Source organism: Pleurocapsa sp. CCALA 161 (assembly GCF_003003995.1).
In the GTDB taxonomy this organism is placed as follows: domain Bacteria; phylum Cyanobacteriota; class Cyanobacteriia; order Cyanobacteriales; family Xenococcaceae; genus Waterburya.
This window is the reverse complement of record NZ_PVWF01000036.1, coordinates 22,929-43,749: the sequence shown is the minus strand read 5'-3', so window position 1 is coordinate 43,749 and position 20,821 is coordinate 22,929. Positions and strand designations below refer to the sequence as shown.

20 protein-coding genes are annotated in these 20,821 nt (G+C 40.1%); 6 read left to right on the top strand and 14 right to left on the bottom strand.

From position 1 onward, the window contains the following. Positions 1-29: 29 nt before the first annotated feature. The 3 genes from C7B62_RS10890 to C7B62_RS10880 form a co-directional block, all read right to left on the bottom strand. Positions 30-1,175 (bottom strand): nitric oxide synthase oxygenase, encoded by a 1,146-nt coding sequence (locus tag C7B62_RS10890; protein ID WP_106235767.1) that lies wholly within the window; start codon positions 1,173-1,175, stop codon positions 30-32. 81 nt (positions 1,176-1,256) lie between these two features. After that, entirely contained in the window at positions 1,257-1,751 is a 495-nt protein-coding gene (locus C7B62_RS10885; protein WP_106235765.1) for a GAF domain-containing protein, read from the bottom strand. A 36-nt stretch (positions 1,752-1,787) separates the two neighbouring features. Continuing rightward, positions 1,788-3,362: an MFS transporter gene (locus C7B62_RS10880; protein ID WP_106235763.1), complete on the bottom strand. Its 1,575-nt coding sequence runs from the start codon at positions 3,360-3,362 to the stop codon at positions 1,788-1,790. Between the two features lie 559 nt (positions 3,363-3,921). Here C7B62_RS10880 and C7B62_RS10870 point away from each other — a divergent pair. Continuing rightward, entirely contained in the window at positions 3,922-4,164 is a 243-nt protein-coding gene (locus tag C7B62_RS10870; RefSeq protein ID WP_233219911.1) for a hypothetical protein, read from the top strand. A 37-nt stretch (positions 4,165-4,201) separates the two neighbouring features. Here the strand turns inward: C7B62_RS10870 and C7B62_RS10865 are convergent, their stop codons facing one another. The 5 genes from C7B62_RS10865 to C7B62_RS26130 all read right to left on the bottom strand — a co-directional run bounded on the left by C7B62_RS10865 (position 4,202) and on the right by C7B62_RS26130 (position 8,325). Next, positions 4,202-4,630 carry an EamA family transporter gene (locus tag C7B62_RS10865; RefSeq protein ID WP_106235761.1) on the bottom strand — a complete coding sequence of 143 codons (429 nt, stop codon included), beginning with the start codon at positions 4,628-4,630 and terminating at the stop codon, positions 4,202-4,204. A 432-nt stretch (positions 4,631-5,062) separates the two neighbouring features. Further along, positions 5,063-5,956, bottom strand: a complete 894-nt coding sequence (locus tag C7B62_RS10855) for an ABC transporter ATP-binding protein (protein WP_106235758.1) — start codon at positions 5,954-5,956, stop codon at positions 5,063-5,065. 69 nt (positions 5,957-6,025) lie between these two features. Continuing rightward, on the bottom strand, positions 6,026-7,069 hold the full coding sequence (locus C7B62_RS10850) for an iron ABC transporter permease (RefSeq protein WP_106235756.1): 1,044 nt from the start codon (positions 7,067-7,069) through the stop codon (positions 6,026-6,028). A 208-nt stretch (positions 7,070-7,277) separates the two neighbouring features. Continuing rightward, positions 7,278-8,045 (bottom strand): iron-siderophore ABC transporter substrate-binding protein, encoded by a 768-nt coding sequence (locus tag C7B62_RS10845; protein ID WP_106235754.1) that lies wholly within the window; start codon positions 8,043-8,045, stop codon positions 7,278-7,280. A 28-nt stretch (positions 8,046-8,073) separates the two neighbouring features. Then, positions 8,074-8,325 carry a TonB-dependent receptor domain-containing protein gene (locus C7B62_RS26130; protein ID WP_199194146.1) on the bottom strand — a complete coding sequence of 84 codons (252 nt, stop codon included), beginning with the start codon at positions 8,323-8,325 and terminating at the stop codon, positions 8,074-8,076. Positions 8,326-8,481: 156 nt separating this feature from the next. Between C7B62_RS26130 and C7B62_RS10835 the strand changes: the two genes are divergently transcribed. Continuing rightward, a complete protein-coding gene (locus tag C7B62_RS10835) occupies positions 8,482-8,739 on the top strand; it encodes a type II toxin-antitoxin system VapC family toxin (RefSeq protein ID WP_199194145.1) in 258 nt (85 codons plus the stop codon). A 222-nt stretch (positions 8,740-8,961) separates the two neighbouring features. On the opposite strand, the gene C7B62_RS10825 is transcribed toward C7B62_RS10835, so the two are convergent. Beyond that, positions 8,962-10,362, bottom strand: coding sequence for a sugar porter family MFS transporter (locus C7B62_RS10825; RefSeq protein WP_106235752.1), 1,401 nt, complete (start codon positions 10,360-10,362; stop codon positions 8,962-8,964). A gap of 493 nt (positions 10,363-10,855) precedes the next feature. Between C7B62_RS10825 and C7B62_RS10820 the strand changes: the two genes are divergently transcribed. The 4 genes from C7B62_RS10820 (at position 10,856) to C7B62_RS25690 (ending at position 14,063) form a co-directional block, all read left to right on the top strand. Beyond that, positions 10,856-13,045, top strand: a complete 2,190-nt coding sequence (locus C7B62_RS10820) for an alpha/beta hydrolase (RefSeq protein ID WP_158260668.1) — start codon at positions 10,856-10,858, stop codon at positions 13,043-13,045. 138 nt (positions 13,046-13,183) lie between these two features. Next, positions 13,184-13,573: a type II toxin-antitoxin system RelE/ParE family toxin gene (locus C7B62_RS10815; RefSeq protein ID WP_106235746.1), complete on the top strand. Its 390-nt coding sequence runs from the start codon at positions 13,184-13,186 to the stop codon at positions 13,571-13,573. Next, on the top strand, positions 13,570-13,866 hold the full coding sequence (locus C7B62_RS10810) for a helix-turn-helix transcriptional regulator (RefSeq protein ID WP_106235744.1): 297 nt from the start codon (positions 13,570-13,572) through the stop codon (positions 13,864-13,866). The genes C7B62_RS10815 and C7B62_RS10810 overlap by 4 nt, the downstream gene beginning before the upstream one ends. 29 nt (positions 13,867-13,895) lie before the next feature. Continuing rightward, positions 13,896-14,063 (top strand): hypothetical protein, encoded by a 168-nt coding sequence (locus C7B62_RS25690; RefSeq protein WP_158260667.1) that lies wholly within the window; start codon positions 13,896-13,898, stop codon positions 14,061-14,063. A gap of 104 nt (positions 14,064-14,167) precedes the next feature. Here the strand turns inward: C7B62_RS25690 and C7B62_RS10805 are convergent, their stop codons facing one another. The 5 genes from C7B62_RS10805 to C7B62_RS25685 form a co-directional block, all read right to left on the bottom strand. Then, positions 14,168-15,733 carry an iron uptake porin gene (locus C7B62_RS10805; RefSeq protein WP_106235741.1) on the bottom strand — a complete coding sequence of 522 codons (1,566 nt, stop codon included), beginning with the start codon at positions 15,731-15,733 and terminating at the stop codon, positions 14,168-14,170. Positions 15,734-15,739: 6 nt separating this feature from the next. Then, positions 15,740-16,900: an MFS transporter gene (locus C7B62_RS10800; protein ID WP_199194144.1), complete on the bottom strand. Its 1,161-nt coding sequence runs from the start codon at positions 16,898-16,900 to the stop codon at positions 15,740-15,742. 111 nt (positions 16,901-17,011) lie between these two features. After that, positions 17,012-17,623: an FMN-dependent NADH-azoreductase gene (locus tag C7B62_RS10795; protein ID WP_106235739.1), complete on the bottom strand. Its 612-nt coding sequence runs from the start codon at positions 17,621-17,623 to the stop codon at positions 17,012-17,014. 114 nt (positions 17,624-17,737) lie between these two features. Then, entirely contained in the window at positions 17,738-18,646 is a 909-nt protein-coding gene (locus tag C7B62_RS10790) for a helix-turn-helix transcriptional regulator (RefSeq protein WP_106235735.1), read from the bottom strand. A 263-nt stretch (positions 18,647-18,909) separates the two neighbouring features. Continuing rightward, positions 18,910-20,817 (bottom strand): hypothetical protein, encoded by a 1,908-nt coding sequence (locus C7B62_RS25685; RefSeq protein WP_158260666.1) that lies wholly within the window; start codon positions 20,815-20,817, stop codon positions 18,910-18,912. Between the last annotated feature and the right edge of the window lie 4 nt (positions 20,818-20,821).

The window sequence follows — 20,821 nt, the reverse complement described above, 5'->3', positions numbered from 1 at the left end:
TCGTAGGGAATTTAAAACATATGTACTATTTAACAAGTGATTTTTCCTCCAACTGTAACCCTCGTTTGAACAACGTCGTTTTCCCTGTGCCAAGCAGCAGACTGAAAAAATAAATTCGGTTTTAAACAGACATTTTCCATTGGTTGATGAAACACTTCAGTCGTAGAAGGAGAAATAGGAGGTATGGTCATCCCCCAATCTGCTGGAACCATCCGATTAGCTGCTGCTTCTTGTTTCCAATGCTGCATGAACTGTTTTGAAGCTGTATGGTGGTCTACAATTTTTACACCACATTCGGCAAAAGAATGTAAGACGGCTACATTCAGCTCTACCAAGGCACGATCTTTCCAAAGAGAAAGTTTAGAACTAGTATTTAAGCCCATTTTTTTTGCCACAATCGGAAGCATGTTGTAACGATGAGCATCACCAAAGTTGCGAGCGCCAATTTCTGCACTCATATACCAACCATTGAAAGGGGCGGCAGGATAAGAAATCCCCCCAATTTCCAGTCGCCAGTCAGAAGCTACGGGTAGTGCGTGCCACTTTAACCCCAAATCTGCCAACCAAGGATAATTGGGATGAGTTATGGGTACTTCCATTATTATTTCTTTGGGAAGATCGAACATTTCGGGAGGTTGATTAGGCATTTTAATAATCACAGGTAAAATGTCAAAGGACGTACCTGCGCCTTTCCAGCCCATACTTTGACAGATTTTAGTAAGTTCTACTCGGTCTGGATCTCCAATTACTCTACCATCAGGCTGGCGATATCCAGCATAACGAATTAACTGAGAATTCCAGATGCGAATTCCCTCTTCTGCTGTTTGAGGGGCAAAAATGCTGATTGTTGGACGAATCTTACCCCGATTAGTAGCCACTTCAATATGTTCGACCAGGGCAGCAAAAATATCTACAGCAGTAGTTAGATGTCGTAGATCGCGCACAGTTAAACTTTGCCAACTTATCCGCCCTATACAATTAACACTATTACGCCATGCGACTTTAGCACCATAGTTTAGTTCTGTAGTAGTCTGCCAATATATACCTGTTTGCTCACATTCAACGTAAATCCTCTCTAGACGTTGCTTCAAATCCTCAGCCGAAAGATTCTGTTCCCTAGCAAAAAGGGTTAAATAATCAGTTACTTCTTGTAAATTAATGTTTTGAGGTTTCATTTTAAAGAAAGATACACAATACTTTGATGCCAGTTTTTGACGAAAGAAGGTGCTTTGAATTATCTTTTCTGAGCAAAAACTTTAATTATTATCAAAGTAGACTTTTGAAGTTGAATGTTTTATTACTAAATCTGCTAATGCCAAACATTCAGCAGAATAAGAGCGTAGCTCGCAGGTGAAAAAAACCATAATCATCAAAACTTCTTTTTCTATCTTTACAGGAACAGCAAAGCCTGTTTTAACTCCACAAACTCCAGCAATTGTATTTCTTAGAAAAGAATCTTCAGATTCAGCCGAGGAGACATCTAGCATCCATTCTGGTTTCTGATTTAAGAAAACTCGTCCAGGCAATCCTTCACCTTTTGACATAATAAATTCTTGGCTACATTCATAGAAAAGCTCTAGGTCATATTGATGAATATCGTTTGCAATATAGTAATTAGAACTCAGTTCTATAAAGTTGTTTTCGTCATTAGGAAACCAAATTTCACCATAAGGAAAGTTGGTCAATTGGCAGATTTTATTAAGAATTAATTTTAAATTGTCTGAAGATTTATTTTTAATTAAATTTTTCATAACTAAACTTCTTCTAATTGATGTAATCGATCTAAATTAACAAGGAGTCTCTGCATTTTTCCTGGCATAAAACCACCAATTAATGATTAAACAACTAAAGTAATATAGGGCAAAGCCATAGAGTGCATATTCAGGATGACCAGCTTTAAGGCGATCGCCAAAAGTTTGAGGAATAATAAAAGCACCATAACCAGCAACGGCTGAAGTCCAACCCAAAACTGGTCCTGCTCGATCTGGTTCAAAAATAATAGGAATCATCTGAAAAGTCGAACCATTACCAATCCCACTGGTAATGAAAAGAATTAGGAACAGAATCAGAAAGGGAATGAAATAGATTTCAGGAGTTAGAGAAACAGTAGCTTGTTTAACATAATAAGCAACTCCTAAAACCGAACCAATCATCACAATAGTGACCCAATGAGTCACATTAGCACCACCAAGTTTATCTGATAACCAACCACCCACTGGACGAATTAAAGAACCCACTAAAGGGCCTAACCAGGCGTAAGCAAAAGGATTAATGGCATTGGGATTTACCGAGCCATCAGGTAATTCACCAAAGATAATTTTAACTAACAAAGGAAAAGCAGCCGAATAACCAATAAATGAACCAAAAGTCATGGTATATAACCAGGTCATAATCCAGTTGTGTTTATTCTTGAAAATTTGATATTGGGGAGTAAGAGAAATATTAAATGGTGCTTGCATTATGTCCATAATTACGACAGTTAAAGCAATAGTTACGGGTAAAACAATCCACATATTAATCTCTAATTTAATCAGCAGATATAAACCAATTGCAGAAGTTGAAAAAGCGCAGCAAATCAGGACTAAAGACTTAAAAAAAGCTGTTAGAGTATCTTTTGAGGTTGAACCCACATCAGGACTTGCAGTGGGCAAATTATTCATATTAACCCAAGCATTAATTACCAAAATAACTAAAATTGGTAGCCAAACTAGTCCGCAATTTTGTAGCCAAATTAAAGTTCCAGCAGCTTTATCTCCCACATTTGCGGGTAAAGGCATTCCCTGACCACTAAAAGAGCCAAATGAAAAAGTTATGATGAAGGGTAACAAAACCTGCATTACACTAACACCCACATTTCCCAAGCCAGCGTTTAAACCCAAAGCTATACCTTGATTTTTCTTAGGGAAAAAGAAACTGATGTTAGACATAGATGAGGCAAAATTTCCCCCTCCAATACCAGATAAATAGGCTAAAACCACAAAAACGCTATAGGTCGTATCGGGATTTTGTAAGGCAATTCCTGTTCCCAATGAAGGTATAATTAGTAAAGCTGTAGTTAAAGAGATTACATTTCTTCCTCCAGAAATGGCGATTAAGAATGAATTGGGGATGCGTAAAGTTGCTCCAGTCAGTCCTGCCACTGCACTTAAGGTAAACAATTGATTGTCATCAAATGGAAAACCTAAGTTCTTCATTTCAACTGTGATAACACTCCAATAAAGCCAAATAGCAAAGGCGCAGGACAAACAGGGAATTGAAGACCAAAGATTTCGATTTGCTATTTTCGCTCCTCGTGTTTGCCAAAATTCTGGATTTTCTGGTTGCCAATTAGATGTTTTTTTCTTGGGAAAGTCAAATCTCATCCTAAAACCTATTGACACTGGACTTTTATCTTGCAACACGTAATCGATCAATACCAGGGGAAAAACTCAGGTATTCTAAGGATATAGATACACTCAATGCGATATCCTCATTGGCTTAAGGACAAGAGTGCAAGCCGCTTCGCATAAGGATTAGCTCCTTACGTCCTAAAGGATTCCTAAAGGATTAGCTCGCTTCGCTCCCGTCACCGCTCCGCATATCGCGTCCCGCTTCGCATATGTCTTGGCCTATTTTTTCCTTCTATTTTTAGACGATTAATATACGCGGAATGCGCGAGCTGCGTTAAAATCAGATTTAAAATCTGATTTACGCCCGCTCTTGATAACCAGTATTTCTAATCTTTAATCCTGTCAAACAACTTGCGGTATAAGCGATCGCTATAAGTAGAATTAAATTAGTAAGACGTTGAGTATTCGCTTGGCTTCCTTCAAGATTATAGTCATTTTAATTAGTTTCCCTATGGTTACTTTGTATTAATGATGATGGTGAATTTTACTTGTTACTTGTTACTTGTTACTTGCTACTTCGTTTTCTTTGGTTTTGGAATTAGCAAGTGCGATCGCTACTTTAATCGCAGAACCATTGAGCGATCGCATTTTAGAACCAGCCATGCAGTCAGAAACTATCCTGAGTTCTCTGTTTGCACCTATGTTTGGTAACGGTGCAGGTGCGGGGATGGCATTACTATATGTATCTTGTGCGATCGCCATGGTTTTAATTGGTACAGTTGGCTATCAATTACCTCAACTAAATCGGCTGGACAATAGGGGATCTCAAGAATAAAGGCAATTGCCGCTCTAAAATCAACCCCCTCAACCAACTATCGTATCAACACTAGCGTTCCTAGCAAAATCAACCCTGTACCCGTAATCATTTTAATCGTCAATGGCTCTCCTAAAAACAGCACCGAAAGCACCGAAATCAATACCAAGCTCGACTTATCAATTGGCGCAACCAATGAAGCAGGACCAATTTGCAAGGCTCTGAAATAGCACAGCCAAGATAGCCCTGTTGCCATTCCCGATAATACTAAAAACAGCAGTGTTTTACGATTTAATTCAAATAATCCCTGAAACGTACCTTCAGCATAGACTAATCCCCAGGCGATCGCTAAAATTACCACCGTCCGTATTGCCGTCGCTAAATTAGAATTAACTCCCTCCACGCCAACCTTGGCAAAGATGGTAGTCAGGGCAGCAAAGAACGCCGACAACACCGCAAAAATCCACCAACTCTCACCATCATTCATACTAAAACTATCCTATTGATAACTCTTGTTATATAGCAATCCCAAATGAGATGAGAAATTTCTACTACCTATTTGCGAAGCTACATGCGGCAAAGTGCCTTTGTCCTTTAGGACTACCTACTACCTACTACCTATTACCTACTACCTACTACCTACTACCTACTACCTACTACCTACTACCTATTACCTACTACCTATTACCTACTACCTACTACCTACTACCTACTACTTACTACCTACTACCTACTACCTATTTGCGAAGCTACATGCGGCAAAGTGCCTTTGTCCTTTAGGACTACCTACTACCTACTACCTACTACCTACTACCTACTACCTACTACCTACTACCTACTACCTAAAAACCGATCAATGTAGTTTCACGAATCAAATAGGACTGCTATACTACTATCTCCCAATCTCCCAGTCCCCTAATCACCTCCGCGCCTTACGCCCCATCGGAATACACATCGGAGTATCAGCTAAAGGATCGAGAACAATACGGCATTCTAGGTCAAATACATCTCGTACCATCTCTTCAGTCATTACCTGTTGGGGAGTCCCTGTAGCGTAGACTTTACCCTGCTGTACTGCTACTAAATAATCGGCATAGCGACAGGAGAGATTAAGGTCATGCAGAATCATCACAATGGTTTTTCCTTGACTTGCTTGGAGTTCATCCAATAAATCCAACAATTCTACTTGATGAGATAAATCAAGAAACGTCGTTGGTTCATCTAACAATAAAATATCCGTATCCTGCGCCAGTATCATCGCAATCCAAGCTCGTTGCTTTTGTCCTCCTGAAAGACTATCCAATGGGCGATCTGCTAGTTCAGTCATGGTAGCGATGTCTAAGGCTTCTGCTACCTTTTTTTCATCGCCCGTTGACCACTGCTGTAAACAGCTTTGATAGGGATAACGACCCATAGCTACTAAATCCCGCACAGTTAGTCCTTCTGGAGCGACGGGACTTTGGGGCAGCATTCCCATTTTCTTGGCCACGGTTTTGGCTTTGAGTTGAGAAATATTTTTGCCGTCTAAGTAAACAATGCCTGACTTGGGCTTTAATAGTTTTGCTAACCCTCGCAGCAGGGTAGACTTACCACAACCGTTAGCACCTATCAGCACAGTCGTCTTGCCGGCGGGAATTCCTAAATTCAAATTCCGTATAATTGTCGCATTGTCGTATGCTAGGGTAAGCTGTTCGGCTTCTAGGCGATGATTGGAGAGACTGGGGGATGGGGAGATATTATCCCACAAGGGGACAATGTGCCCTTGTGGTACTGGGATCTGGGGAGACTGAGAATTATTGCGATCGCGATACATAGGTTTTTAAAATATAATTCAGTATTATTTGCTTAGAGCTTAGAGCTTAGAGCTTAGAGCTAATATTCATTATTTTTGCTGGTTAATTAATAGATAGACAAAATATGGCGCACCAATGGCTGCGGTGATGATGCCACAGGGCAGTTCATTTGGCGCAAATAATACTCTGCCTAATAGATCGGCAACTACTACCAACATTCCTCCAAGCATGGCTGCTACTGGCAACAGTCCTTCATGAGAAGCCCCAACTAACTTTCTGCCTAAGTGAGGCGACATTAAATCTACAAAACCTACTGCACCTGCTGTGGCGATCGAAGCTCCTGCTAAAGCTACACTGGTTAACAGTAGTAAACCTCGCTGCCATTCAATTCGACTCCCCAAACTGCGAGCTACTTCGTCTCCCAAGTTTAAAGTATTTAATTCTCTAGTCAGTAGTAATGCCATTAAGCCAAAAATAACAATCCAGGGAATCAAAGCCAATACCTGCGACCAACTACGTCCATAAACACTACCTGCCAACCAAACTAAAGCCTGAGATACGGTATTAATCTCCCCAAAGGTCGTCATAATATCGGTCAAAGCATCAGCAATCAAACTAAAACCAATGCCGACTAAAATAAGTCTGACTGGCGAACTACCCCCCTGCCAAGCCAACAGGTAGATTAACAATGACACTATTAACGCACCGACAAAAGCAGCAAAGGGAAGTAGAGATATGGGAGTATTGGGCAGTAAAATTAGTAAAGTAACCGCAGCTAAAGTTGCCCCTGCATTCACTCCAACAATACTGGGAGCCGCTAAAGGATTACGAGTGATGCCTTGGGTAATCGTACCGGCGATCGCTAGTCCTGCCCCGACCAAAAAAGCGGCAATAGTTCGCGGTAAACGCAGGGTATTAATAATAAAGGTATAATCATCGTTAGCTGTGGGCAAACCCAATAGAGTCTTGACTACATCTATTGGTGAAATAGGATATTCTCCATAGCCAATGCTAATTATCATTGCCACTATTGTCACCAGAGTGAGAATTAATAAAATTACTGGCACTCGGCGATCGAGATGAAATGATATTGGTAATACTTTAGGGCGAATAATTAGCCATTGTTTTGTCATATTGTTAGTTGTCAGCCATCAAACGTTAGTTCTAAAAGCAATGTTTATCTCCTCCTTCTGCTTTCGTATTTTACCTGTTTAATGAGAATATTTATAGTTAAGTTCTGATTTAGTTTAATACTTTGAATTTTCTCGATGCGATCGCCCTTCCTCAACTGCCAAGAGAATTTTATAAGCAATGTTAAATCTTTCATTTCAAAAGAAGATTTTATTTATCTTTTGAGAGATATTCAAAATATCGTTTAGCTATAATATTATCCAATAGCCTATTTAGTCCCAAAATTCCACCAGTATGCCATAGAGATGTTTCGACGAAGTACACTCGGTTATTTTTGACGACATTTAGCGAAGCTATCAACGGGTTTTTAAGTAAAGATTTTGGTTTTCCATCATAATCCATAATAAATAAAATATCAGCATCATATTGATCTAAAATTTCGATACTAATTTGCCGCTCCTCAGTATCAGTATGTGAAATGTTATGGATTAAGCTTATGTCAGAAAAAACTTCGTGAGGAGCATCCGCAGAGCCAGGAATGAAGAAACTACCATTATGGTGTTCGAGTACGGTAACTTTTATTTCTTGTGGCTGACGATTCAATTTGTCTTGCAATTTTGCAATCCGAGCTTGATAGTGTGAAAGCACTCTCTCCGCTTCTGCTTCTTTATTAAGAACTCGAGCAAGATACCGCAAGTTTTTCTTAATCCAGTCATATTTTTGCTCTTCTACTAAAACTGTCGGCGCGATCGCTGATAGTTGTTTGTAAATTTGTTCATGAAAAAACATTCCTATAATTAAATCTGGCTTGAGCTTGAGAATCCCTTCTAATGAAGGAGAATATACATCTCCAACCCTTGTAATTCCCTCAGCTTTATCTGAAGTTAAACCAGCTAAATCTTCTTTTTCCTCAAGGTGATGAACAGCCATTCCAATGGGTCGAATACCAAGAGCAAGTAAAGGATCTGCGAGAAGCATAGAATCTAATGCGACGATGCGTTTTGGTTCAATCGGAATACAAACTGTTCCTAACTATCGACGGACGCAAGGATTGACTGTAGCTGGTGTAGAGTGAAACATTTTTACTAGGCTGATAGACCAAGCCAATTCGGGGGCTAAAAGCTGCGTCATCTTGAGATGACCTATCATCATCAAGCGATCCAGTTTCATTAGATAACCAATCATAGCGACCACCAATGAGCATTTTCAGATTATCGGTAAAGGCGATTTGATCTTGAAGATAAAGCCCATAGGTCATAGTAAAGATTTAGGTTAGTGCGATCGCTAAATCTAAATGTAAATGAGGGTGCAATGGATATAATGCGATCTTCCTCAAACGTATTTGTGTCTTTAAAATCCCCTCCACCTTGATAGGCAGCAATGAAGCGATATAATTTACTTTCATCTTCAGTCAATGGGCCTGAAAGATCGATACTGGGTTCATACAAATTATAATTACCAGCTTCCTCAAGTTTTTGCCTGTTCAATTGTCAAGTCAGAGCTTGCTTATGGTGCGTTTAAAAGTCTTAATCCCGACCGCACTTACCGAAAACAGCAGCAATTTCTGAATCTTTTTGTATCTTTGCCTTTTGATGATACTGCCGCGTTGGTATTTGGTAGATTAAATGCTCAGTTAGAAGCCAATTATCCTGGGAATATTGCCCGAGTTTAGACCAATTAAGAGCCAAATTGAAGCAGGTTCTTAATTCAATTTCGTCTGAAGCAATTGCTTCAATTTGTGGATGGGACTATATCATCTCAGCTTTATTTAGTGCAACTTCATAGAGAAATGGTATAAGTAGCGATTAAAGGACAAAAGCAGATCGTCATCTGCGAACGCAAAGCATCCAGGTTTGCAAAGCAAACTCTTGTCTTGACGTAAAAGTACTCCTAATTACATTTGTTCTAATTCCATTCCCTTGGTTTCCTTAACAAAGAAGAGAACGAAAAATAAAGAAATTGCTGCTGCAACTGTGTAAATACCGTAGGCTGTACCCAGTCCAAAATATTGCAGTATTGGCGGAAAGGTAGTAGAAATAGCGAAGTTTGCTACCCACTGCATCGACGCAGCAACAGAAAGAGCAGCCCCACGAATTTTGTTATTAAACATTTCGCCTAACAGTACCCAAACTACTGGACCCCAAGAAAATCCATAGCAAAATACAAAGAGATTGGCTGCCACAAGGGCGACAATCCCTGGCGTTCCGCTCAAGGTGGGACTCCCAGCAGCATTTACAGGAGCATTGCTAAAAATTACCGACATCGTTCCCAAAGTAGCGGTCATGCCGATCGAGCCGAGAACGAGTAAGGGTTTGCGACCAAATTTATCTACAAAGGCGATCGCAATCAAGGTCGTAACAATATTTACCGCTCCTGTAATTACCGTGATTGTTAGAGAATCTTGTTCGGAAAAGCCAACGGCACGCCACAAAATGCTGCTGTAGTAAAAGATGACGTTAATCCCAACAAATTGCTGGAATACCGATAAGCCAATTCCGATCCAAACGATGGGCAAAAGTCCGCCACTTCTAGCCAAAAGATCGGAAAACTTAGGTTGACGCTCTCGTGAAACTGTCTGGCGAATTTCGGCTATTTTTTCTCGAACGTTACCTTTTAAGATTTTAGAGAGAACTTTGGTTGCCTCAAGCTCTTTTCCTTTAGCAACTAAATATCGCGGTGATTCGGGAATCATCAGAGCCGATATTCCATAGAAAACTGCTGGCGGAATTTCCGTCCAAAACATCCACCGCCAAGCTGCTATACCGAATAAAAAAGGTAACTCAGCCGAACCTGCCGATACGGCAATAAAATAGTCGCAGAGTAAGGCAATAAAAATACCAATTACAATTGCTAGCTGCTGAAGCGAACCTAATCTGCCACGTAAGTGAGAGGGGGAACATTCGGCGATATAGGCTGGGGCAATGACACTAGCTGCACCGACGGAAATTCCTCCCAACATCCGCCAAAAGGTAAAGTCCCAGATACCTACTGCTGCACCAGAACCGATTGCACTAATGGTAAATAATACAGAGGAAGCTATCATTGCTTTGACACGACCATAGCGATCGGCAATTTTCCCTGCATAGAAAGCTCCCAGTGCCGACCCCAACAAGGCTAGAGATACGGCAAGACCGACGAATACACTGTTGGCGTTAAAACTTGTAGTTAGAGCTGCAACCGCACCATTAATTACTGCGGTATCAAAACCGAATAAAAAACCACCTAGAGCAGCAGCAGCAGCAATTAAAACTACATAAAAAGTATTAGATTTACGATGAGAAGTAATGTCTGACATAAGTTGTATTTCATAAGTATTTTATTAGCTTCATTTTTTACAACAGATTTGAAGTTACTTATCTGTTTCTCCTAGAATGAGAAGCTCGTTATTATAAGAGTGCTTTTTAATTGAAAACTAAATTTTGATAGGTTCTTAAATTACAGAAATGGTATGAGGAACTTATGAGGAAATATATTCTTCTATATTGAACGCTATTTCTGTTGATAATTGTACTTATGAAAAAATTAAATAAAGTATTTAAAGCGATCGCACGATGCGGTTGCTAGATCAAGTCGAAGACTCAGCTAGCCCACTACTTTAGACAGAACTCACAGAGACGATAAATAGCTATAATAACTCTCTTTCAATTAGCTATTGCTAGCAAGATGAACCAGGGTATAGCAATACGCACTTAGATTAGGTCACTTATTACTCATCACTTGTCTTTATCTCCGAATGGGGACGAACAACTTAATAAACTTGTACTAACCAATTAATGTACTACGATCGGATGCCTTCCAAGAAATTTCCATTCTTTGTCCACTTTTGCCGTTTATTTTTGTGGCTGAGTATTTTGCCATTTTGGTTAAAAGTCAAACCGAGTTTAGCTGCGGAGAAAATTACTACTTTTATAGGTCCTCTACAAATCTCGATCGCCGTTGATTCAATTGAAACTTTTGCCGATAAAGGAAAAATAGAGTCGGATCTGGGTCTAATTGTCAATCGCCTTGATGAGCCTGCACGAGCTAAACTTAGAGAATTGCTACAGCAACGCTTCGATAATATTAGTCCCGATTTTATTTCCCGCTATAGTCGCCTGACTATAGCAGAAGGAATATTGCATCAAATAGGCAAGATAGTTCAACCCCAGCCAGGAATTAACGGTATTTTGGCAATGCGATCGGCAACAATTCTAGCAGCAGCCGATAAGAAAGAAGGTTTAACTATCATCAATGTTTTACGTCGTTTCCCCAGTCAAAATATCTATTTAGACTCAGACTCGTTATTAGAATTAGGTTTAAATTTAAGAAGTATGACCAAATACAAAAAAGCAGCAGTGGCAGAAGTTATACGCCAGTCGAATATCGAAGCATCAACGTCTCAAGTGAATAGCGATGAGACCCCGCGTCGTTTTACGGCGCAAGGGAACGCTCATCAAGAAAGCGATCGCCTACCAGATTTAAGTCAACCTGGTACTTTTGAAGTTCAAAAGAAAGCCATGTCTTTTAAGATAGATCGCCCGCGCACCAAAGATATTGTATCAGTTCCCTACAATCTTAATTTTGAGCTTTACGAACCCCAAGGGATATCTAAACCTGCCCCCCTAATCTTTATCACGCAGGGTTTTGGGGCAACTCCTGATACTTATGGTTATATTGCCCAACAGTTAGCGTCTTACGGTTATGTTGTGGCATCCATCGAACATCGTGGAACAAACTTAGCAAAGCGTTTAGAGTATCCCAATACAGAATTAACCAGTTGGATTACTCCCAGTGAATTTGTTAGTCGTCCCCTGGATGTTACTCATTTATTAGATAAGTTTGAAGACTTAGTAGCCAATAATCGCGCCTGGACAAATCGGCTAGACCTTGATCGAGTAGGAGTGTTTGGCTATTCATTTGGGGGTTATAGTGCTTTGGCGATCGCAGGAGCAGAAATTAATTTTCCCAGACTAGAAGAGGAATGTAGTACAGAAGGATTAAACCCTGTCGTTAGTTTTACTTTTCAATGCCAAGCAAAATATCTTGCTCCTCATAGTGGCAAGCTGAAAGATCCGCGTATTAAAGCAGTGTTCTCTGTCTATCCGTTGACTAATCCCATTTTTGGCAAAGAAGGAATGAGCCAGATCGATATTCCTACCGCGATTATTGCAGGTGGTAAAGATAACGTTTCCCCTCCCGTACAAAATCAGATTCATCCTTGGCTATGGCTAAAAACTCCCGATAAATATTTAGCATTAATATCTCAAGGAGGTCATTTAACCACTGTAAAACCGAAAGATCGGGGTATAGAAGGGATTCCCCAAGTAGAAGAAACTCCCAAAACAGATCCTCAAGGAGATATTGCGATTAACTACTTAAAAAGCTTGTCTGTAGCCTTTTTTAACCGCCACCTTCAAGGATTAGAGGAATATGAACCTTATCTAACGGCTGACTATGCCAAAAGTATCTCTCAAGAGAATTTAAACATCTATCTGACTCAATCTCTCCAACCCGAACAACTAGCAGCAGCCTACGGTAAAAATCCCCCGATTCCTCTCAACCCCAAACCGATCGCATCAGCAAAACCATCGAAAGAAGAATCAATTTTAGCTGAAATCGGACGCACAGGAATTTTGAAAGTGGCACTCCGAAGCGATGCAGCACCGATTAGTGCTTTAAACGAGAATTATAATTGGACTGGCTACTGTGCCAGAACAATTAATACTTTGGAAGATTATCTAGAAATAAAGCTCGATCGCCCTCATGGAATTCAAGTTGTTAAGCTACCTTCTGACTCAGAGAATAGCGATCGCATGATAAACGAAGATCGAGCGCATTTAGGGTGTGGTTCAAACCCGATCGATAGCGATACTGAAAGAGTTTCTGCTTGCGATCTTGATTCAGCCTGTAACTATAATGGAATGATACTTCCAGCAGGCGATCGCTCTTGGCAGGAGACGATTGATAATTTTTTCAGTAGTAAACATCGGCAGCAGTAAAAGCGATTGATGGTTGATTGTCACTTTATCCATAAGCTGACTACAAAACAGCTAATAGGGGCAGATCTTGTACAAACAAGCAGTCAAAGCTAAAATATTTTATAGCAATATTGCTATATTGAATTTGAGGAGTAAATAGTGCCAGCAACGAAAGTCTTGTTCTATCAAGAAGAAGAAAATGACTCTCCTATTGTTGACTGGCTTCGTGAGTTGAGGAAAAAAGATCCCAAGGGTTTTGTAAACTGTTTAGCAAGAGTAGAACAACTACAAATGTCTGGTTATGAACTTAGACGACCCGCAGCCGATTATTTGCAGGACGGTATTTACGAATTAAGAGCAAAGCATCGAAATGTCCAATATCGATTATTGTATTTTTTTCATGGCGAAAATATTGCCGTAATAGACCACGGAATTATCAAAAAGCAATCTGCTGTTCCACCGAAAGAAATAACAAGAGCATTAAATCGCAAGAAAAAATTTGAACAGAATCCCACACAACATACTTTTGAAGGAGCAATTAGCAAATGAAGAAAACAACGGATGCAGTAGAAATCATGAAAGATATGATTGGCGACGATCCACAATTACAGCAAATGCATAATGAGGCGACAGTCAATGCTCATGTAGCGCAGTTGATTTATGACGCTCGCACCTTAGCAGGATTGAGTCAGACAGAATTAGCCAAACTGATTGGTACTACTCAATCAGTAATTTCTCGTCTAGAGGATGCAGATTATGAAGGTCATTCCCTTTCAATGTTAAGTCGGATCGCTCAAGCTTTAGGCAGAGAAGTAAAGATCGATCTCGTACCAATCTCGTAATTTAATCTGAGTTCATCTTATGTCTTCAGATGATCGATCATACTAGAATTTTTAAAAGATTATTTAATAAAACAGAACAACTTCAGCAACCTTTGAAGATCGAGACGGTACGTGAGAAGCTCATTACTACCGACACAATGCGATCGCTCTTGGCTAGATATAGTGATTTTTTGAATAGTGAATATTGGCAGCAATAAGCGCGATCTATGGCTAATTGTCACTTTACCCACAAGCTGTCCGCAAAACTGGCTATAAGTACAACAATTTCTCAGCAGTTCAAAACTATTCTTGATCTTCTCGTCTAAAAAGAAAAAACCGTTCGCAAAGTACCAGAAAAAATTGCGCCATTACTATTCTGGTTGGCAGCGTTAGTAATTATTTGAACTAAAGGCGTAATGCGAATATTATCATTGATGGGGAAGTTGTAAAATGCTTCGATATTAGTCTGAGTAGCATCGCCAATTTCATCAGCAATAAAAGGTTGAGCGACAGCAACACCACTTATCACACCAGATACAAATAAATCGGGAAAAGAGATTCCTACCATCCAGTAGTTAGGATTGATATCTCCAAAAACTGTATTGTTGTAGCTGCCATAGCCATAACGTCCAAAAACAGCAACTCGCTCGGAAATTGCCCACTCAAAATTTGCTCCTACTACATCAAACCGTTTTCCCAATATCTCGCCACCAGTATATTGAAAACGGATTATAACAGGATTGACGGGGGTAAATTCTATTTCCACTGCGCCTTGATAGGGATCGCCAAATAGTCCACCTTTGCTTTCACCGTCAGGATAAAGAATATAGCCGATGGGAAAAATACCAGGAGTGAACGAAGAATTATCTGAACTCGGTTCGTCTGCCGATGCAGCGACATAAGCAGCCTTAACTTTAATCCTTTCAACAGGATTCCATTCAACCGCAGCACCCGCACCTAAACCTTGAATGGGAAAAAGAATGTAATTTTGCGCCAATGCTAAGGTGGAAAAATTTAAAAAGCTTGGGGTAATATAACTATTTGTATCTATATAATCGGTTAGAGCAAGAGTCGAACCAAAGGTTAGATTGAGTCGCTCGGACGGAGAAAAGGTATAGTAAAGACGAGAAACGCCCAATTCTTCTACTGGTGGTTTTGCCGAATAGTCTAAAACACTGCCAAAAGTAGGTTCTAGGAATCCACCTGTATTATCATCAATCCCATTGCTACCAATTTCTAGCCAAGTTACTAAAGCATCAGTACCATTAAAACTTGTATTGAAAGCCAAAGTAGTTCGATAAAACAGGGTAGCATTTGGGTCATCGGTAGTAATTTCGTCACCCGTCACGCCAACAATATTGTCGCCATCAAAACCTCCTCCTGTTGCCCCTGAAACAACTAAAGTTGTTAGTTTAGTAGTGGTGGAAAACTGATTTGCTTCAATTAAAGCAGTTCGTTTTTCTAATTTGTCAACACGACTTTCTAGAGTGACTAATTCATTAGCAAAATCCCGTCTCAACCTTTGTAATGTAGATAAATCTTCGCTCTCTACTGATATTTTTTCTTCGGCTATTAATTCTTCAAGTTGCTGAAGTACCTCATTTAATGCTGTTGCAAATTCATAACGAGTCAGGGGGCGTAGCGAAGCCATGCCGTTAGGCTTATCGCCTTTGAATGTGCCATCTGGGTAGCCTGTCATTACACCATAACGCTCGATTAAAACCTGAAGTGCTTCATATGCCCAGTCGGTCGAAGCAACATCTTTTAGTTCTGACACTGAAGGATACGAAGCAAAGGCTACAGAGGGAAAAAGGCTAATAAAATTAAAAGCGATCGAGAAGGATAAAAATAATTTTCTCAAGCATAATAAAGAGTTATTTGTAAGCATATTAATCTACTCCGATCTGGTGAGAAAGGAAGAGAAAGCGATAATCGACAGTAATAATCCGACAGCGCAAACTCCATTCCATTGCCAGACTCTCCAACCATAAGCACCGAGGAACGATCCAACCGCACCGCCAACAAAATAAAATGTGATAAACAGCGCATTCAAACGGCTGTGTTTATCTTCTGGTAACTTATAAAGCAATGCTTGGTTGGACACTGTTGTTACCTGAACTCCCAAACTCAATAAAATTAATCCCACAATCAGTCCCCATAGGCGATATCCAAACAACCAAAACAGCAAAAAAGATACAGTAGTTGTAATCAAGCCCAATACTGAAGCAAGTCTTGGATTTCGGCGATCGGCAAGTTTGCCAGCTAGCGGTGCTGCTGCTGCTCCTACTACTCCAATCAAACCCAATAGTCCCGCTACCTCACTGCCATATTCATAAGGTGGCTGTTCTAAGAGAAATATTAAGGTACTCCAAAAAACGCTAAATGCTCCAAAAACCATCGCTCCTGCAATCGAGGCTTCTTGTAATACAGGTTCTCTCACCAATTTCAACATGGAGCGAATCAACTGCTGGTAGGTCAATCTTACGGCTGGCTGGCTCTTAGGAAGAATTTTCCAGACGGCGATCGCCAAGACCAACATAAGCCCACTGGCAATCCAATACATTGCCCTCCAGCCCAACTCCACACCTACAAAACCACTAGTGACACGAGATAAGAGAATGCCAATAAGCAGTCCACTCATTACAGTACCGACTACCTTACCTCGAACGACTGGAGGAGCTAGCACAGCAGCAAAAGGAACTGCAATTTGAGGCACAATCGTAGTTATTCCAATGATTAAGCTAGCAATTGTCAACCAAGCAATTGTAGGTGAAACGGCTGCGGTAGCTAAAGCTAGGGAAGTTCCGATTAGCATGGTGACAATCAACCGCCTTCTCTCTAGAAGATCGCCGAGAGGGACAATCAAAAAGTTTCCTAGTGCGTAACCAATTTGTCCTAATGTGGGAATTAATCCCGTGTCTTGAGTTGAAGCATCAAGGCTCTTGGCAATGATTGCCAGAAGAGGCTGATTGTAATATAAATTAGCAGCAGTAGCCCCGCTAGTAATTGCCATCAACCAAACAATTTTGCGATCTATGGCAGTGTTGTGTTTCATAGTTGTTATAAGAATGAAAGTTAAATTATTTAAGGCAATGTAAAACTCCCTCCTTTGTCTAAAAAATTAAGGTGCGACATTAAAGTTTTCCGTATGCGATCGCTATCGCTGCTAACAGATTTCTATAAATTGTTGTATTGCTGTACGAGCTTCTGCAAGAGACTTTTGACGCGCTTCGTCTCCCATCGCTAGATTCTCGGCATGAATAAAAGTAAGATCTGCGATGCCAATAAGTTCAAAAACAGCCCGCAAGTATGGTTCTTGAAAATCAAGGGGGCTATCTTTGTAGCTACCACCTCTAGTTGTTATAACTAAGATTTTCTTCGGTTCTTTAACTAAACCTTCATAGCCACTAGATGTTACGGCAAAAGTGCGTCCGACTCTAACAATTTGGTCGATGTAGGCTTTAAAATTAGCAGGTACACCGTAGTTGTACATGGGAATACCAAATACGCAAATTTTCGCTGCCAAAAACTCATCAATTAATCGGTCGGAAATTTCTATCGCGGACTTTAACTCTGGCGTTAGCTGTCCTGCTTGACTAAATGCTGCTGCAATCCACGATTCATCAACAAAAGGAACGGGATTGTGTCCCAAGTCGCGATAAATAATTTTGTCTTCAGGATAGGTTTGTTGCCAAGTACGATTAAATTCACTGGTTAAACCGCGAGATAAAGAGCGATCGCCTCTAGGACTAGAATCTAGATGAAGTATGCAAGTCATTAATTACAATATCCGAACTACTTTATAAAAATTTGTTTCAATAAAGTAATCGTATGAGTTTGAACCGATGCTGTCTTGCACAATCTCCTAATTTTCAGCACATTCTTCTAGAACTTATAAAAGTTGTCTAAACTGTTTAGGCGTAACTCCCACTAAACGTTTAAAATGACGGCTGAGGTGACTCTGATGAGAAAATCCAAGTCTTAAAGCTATGTCTGCAATCGCCAGATTGTTTTGCTGAAGTAATTCCTTGGCACGCTCTATGCGACACTGAATCACATACTGATGGGGAGTAATTCCAGTCTTCTGTTTGAATGAGATGGAAAAATAACTCGGACTTATTTGTACCAGTTTTGCCAATTCAGCTAGAGTTAAATCGCAATCGAGATGCCCATAAATATAGTCAACTACTTGCTGCAACTTCTGTTTAGAAAAAGGATTTGATAAGGATTGAGAACACTGCTCTTTGTTTGAATAATGTCGTATCAAGTGGGTTATTAAAGCAGAAATCAGCGAATCAATATAGAGACGGCTACCAAAGCCACTAGATTGAAGTTCTGACTTGAGTGCTAACCCTAGACTGTGAATTAATGGGTCAGACTTACTGAAGCAAGGGATGAGTTCAATGTTGGCTGTATTTGCCAAATCGAAAGTATGACGAGTCAGTATACTTGGCTCAAAACTTAGGGTGATAAATTGATATTCTTTGCCCCAATATGCAGAGTTAAGTACATTGTTCGGTACAAAAGTAATACTTGTATTACTAAGCTGACTATTGTGTAAACGATGCTCGATCGTTTCTTCAATCATTAAAGACGAAGGACTGCGATCGTGAAGAATAATGCGATGCTGCCGAGAAGAATTTTCCGAAAGTTTATGGGGAGGATGACAATGGTAATGTAGCTTAATTTCATTCCATCCAATTGGCTGGCTAGAAAACAGAGGTGGCTGTGGATAAAGCTGAAGAACATCCTCGTCTTTAGCAAAATCGACTATTAAAGCTTTCTTTTCTGGTATCCTCATTCGATTGATTTTTCAGGGAATAATTTTGGGAAAATATATTAGACAAGTACTCAACTATGAACCCAGTTTGATTTTACAGAGGAATATATAGGTTTTTACTATAAATTCTAATATGCGATCGCTAACTAATTTAACTCTACTCAAGAATTGACGAGTAATGTGGTTAAAGGGGGATATGAGAAAAAGTTCAAGTAAACTTATCCTTCAATAGGTGTCAGCATGGATAAATTAACGATCTCTTATGGGAAAAAACTAATTCGTTACTAATTATTCTCTTTCTCATCACCCTGCTGATAAAACTTATCCTTGTAAGAGCGATCGTAAATATAACCCAACTCCTTTTCAGTCCCCAGACTTTGACGCACTACGTTCATTGTTCTAGCTAAAAGATAGTTTGATTCCCTGGTAATAGCGACGGGAGCATGATTTAAACCGACATGAATAACATCATCAATCAAACCAAGAATCCCCTGTAATAAGTCTTTATTCTCGGCATAAAAACGAACTTCGTAATCTACGAACATAGGTTGCCAAGTAAGTTCGCTCTCAGGATAAAATTCTCGATAGCGTTCCATTAGAATCGGTAAATAATCTCGATGTTCTTCTATTTTGGAGATCGCTTTTTCGGGATTTTCAGGCGCAAAATATTTTTTAACTACGTCTTTAGCAAACTGACTCATACCATCTTGACGAGAAAAAGTTGAAAAGTACAAATTGGAATTGGGTTCGTCTGCTACATAAGCAGAACCCAAATAAAGAGTAGCTTCTCCGCTAACATGACTCTCGATCCACCCTCCTGCTACGCCCATTCGCGCATTGAGTAACTTATCTCCTTTGAACAAGAAGCGAGACAGCGCGGTCTTGGGGGTTTCCCCCATGAGCGACTGTCTCAAGAAGCGATCGCTAGGGATTAGCTTAAATTGAGGTTGCTCGTGCCAATTTTTTTCTGCTAGAGGTTGATAGAAATCACTAATTCCCGCTGCTAAATCTGTGGTTGCTCCTTCAAGTAAGGGTGCAAAACGATACAAACCAGGTGGCATCATGTCTGGCTCTTTCACTCCATGGCGAATTAAAGTGTAATAATCTGGCACGACACAAATTACATACTGCCCGACATAGGGATCGTTCTGGTTGACTCGATCTTGATAAAATGGCGATTCAATAATAGTTTTGGCAGTTGTTTCGTTGGCAAAGACAAAGGGTACTAAAACATCGGCTGGAGGAGCTGAGGAGCGCATTTTTTTGTAGTCTACGCTTGACTCTGTAAAAGCCAATTCAGCATAGGTTGAGGCGAAAACTCCATCGGCAGGTTTTTGCGCTAAAGCTTTTCTCACTGGATGTTCGGGATTGTCGCGAAAATCATCCCGATCCTTATGGCGATCGCTTCTTTTATATTTTGCATCTTTGTATAGTCGTGCCAAAATAGCTTGAGAGTGATCCCATATACCAAAGGTAACGCGACGATAATCTTCTCGAAGCTCCAAATCTCCCGCAACGGATTTTAATTCATCTAAAGAATCGTATTTAACAAACTGCTCTAAGCGATCGACTAACTTCACATCCGATTGAGTAAGATGCTGTGCCAGCATTACCCTAGTACCAAAGTCGAGCATTACCCTTTCTAAACTAAATTGTGCTTTCCACCAAGGGGGATCGGGTTGAGAGTCTCCATCGAGAGTGATATAAAAACTGGCTACGTCATGAGGATAATCAGCAGCCAAAGCCATAAACAATAAAGAATTGACCAAAACTTCAGCTTCTTGTTTGGTGATACTTTGAGGCGTAAAATCAGGGCGATCGAATAACTGTTTATTTTGAATTAGCGAACCATAGGTAGATACAAAAGCACTACCAGAACTCGATCCCGAAACGCAGGAGACATTAAGCCTGTCATCATCATCAGCTTTGTTGGCTGCATCTCTAACTATTTCTGCTGCCCAAGTTAGAGTAGATGCCCAGTTATAACCATTGCCCGATGCGGAGAGACAAACAATATTCTCTGCGAGATCTTCTTTAACTTCTATTTCTTGAGCTATTGTAGGTTGAGTGAAAATACTTGCCAAAATTAAGCTAGCAATTGAAATCGGCTTAATCGCAGACTTTTGGATGATGTTCCCAGCCTGTTTTCTCGAAAAAAAATGAAGGGGATGTCTGATAGTAAAGTCGATCATAGAA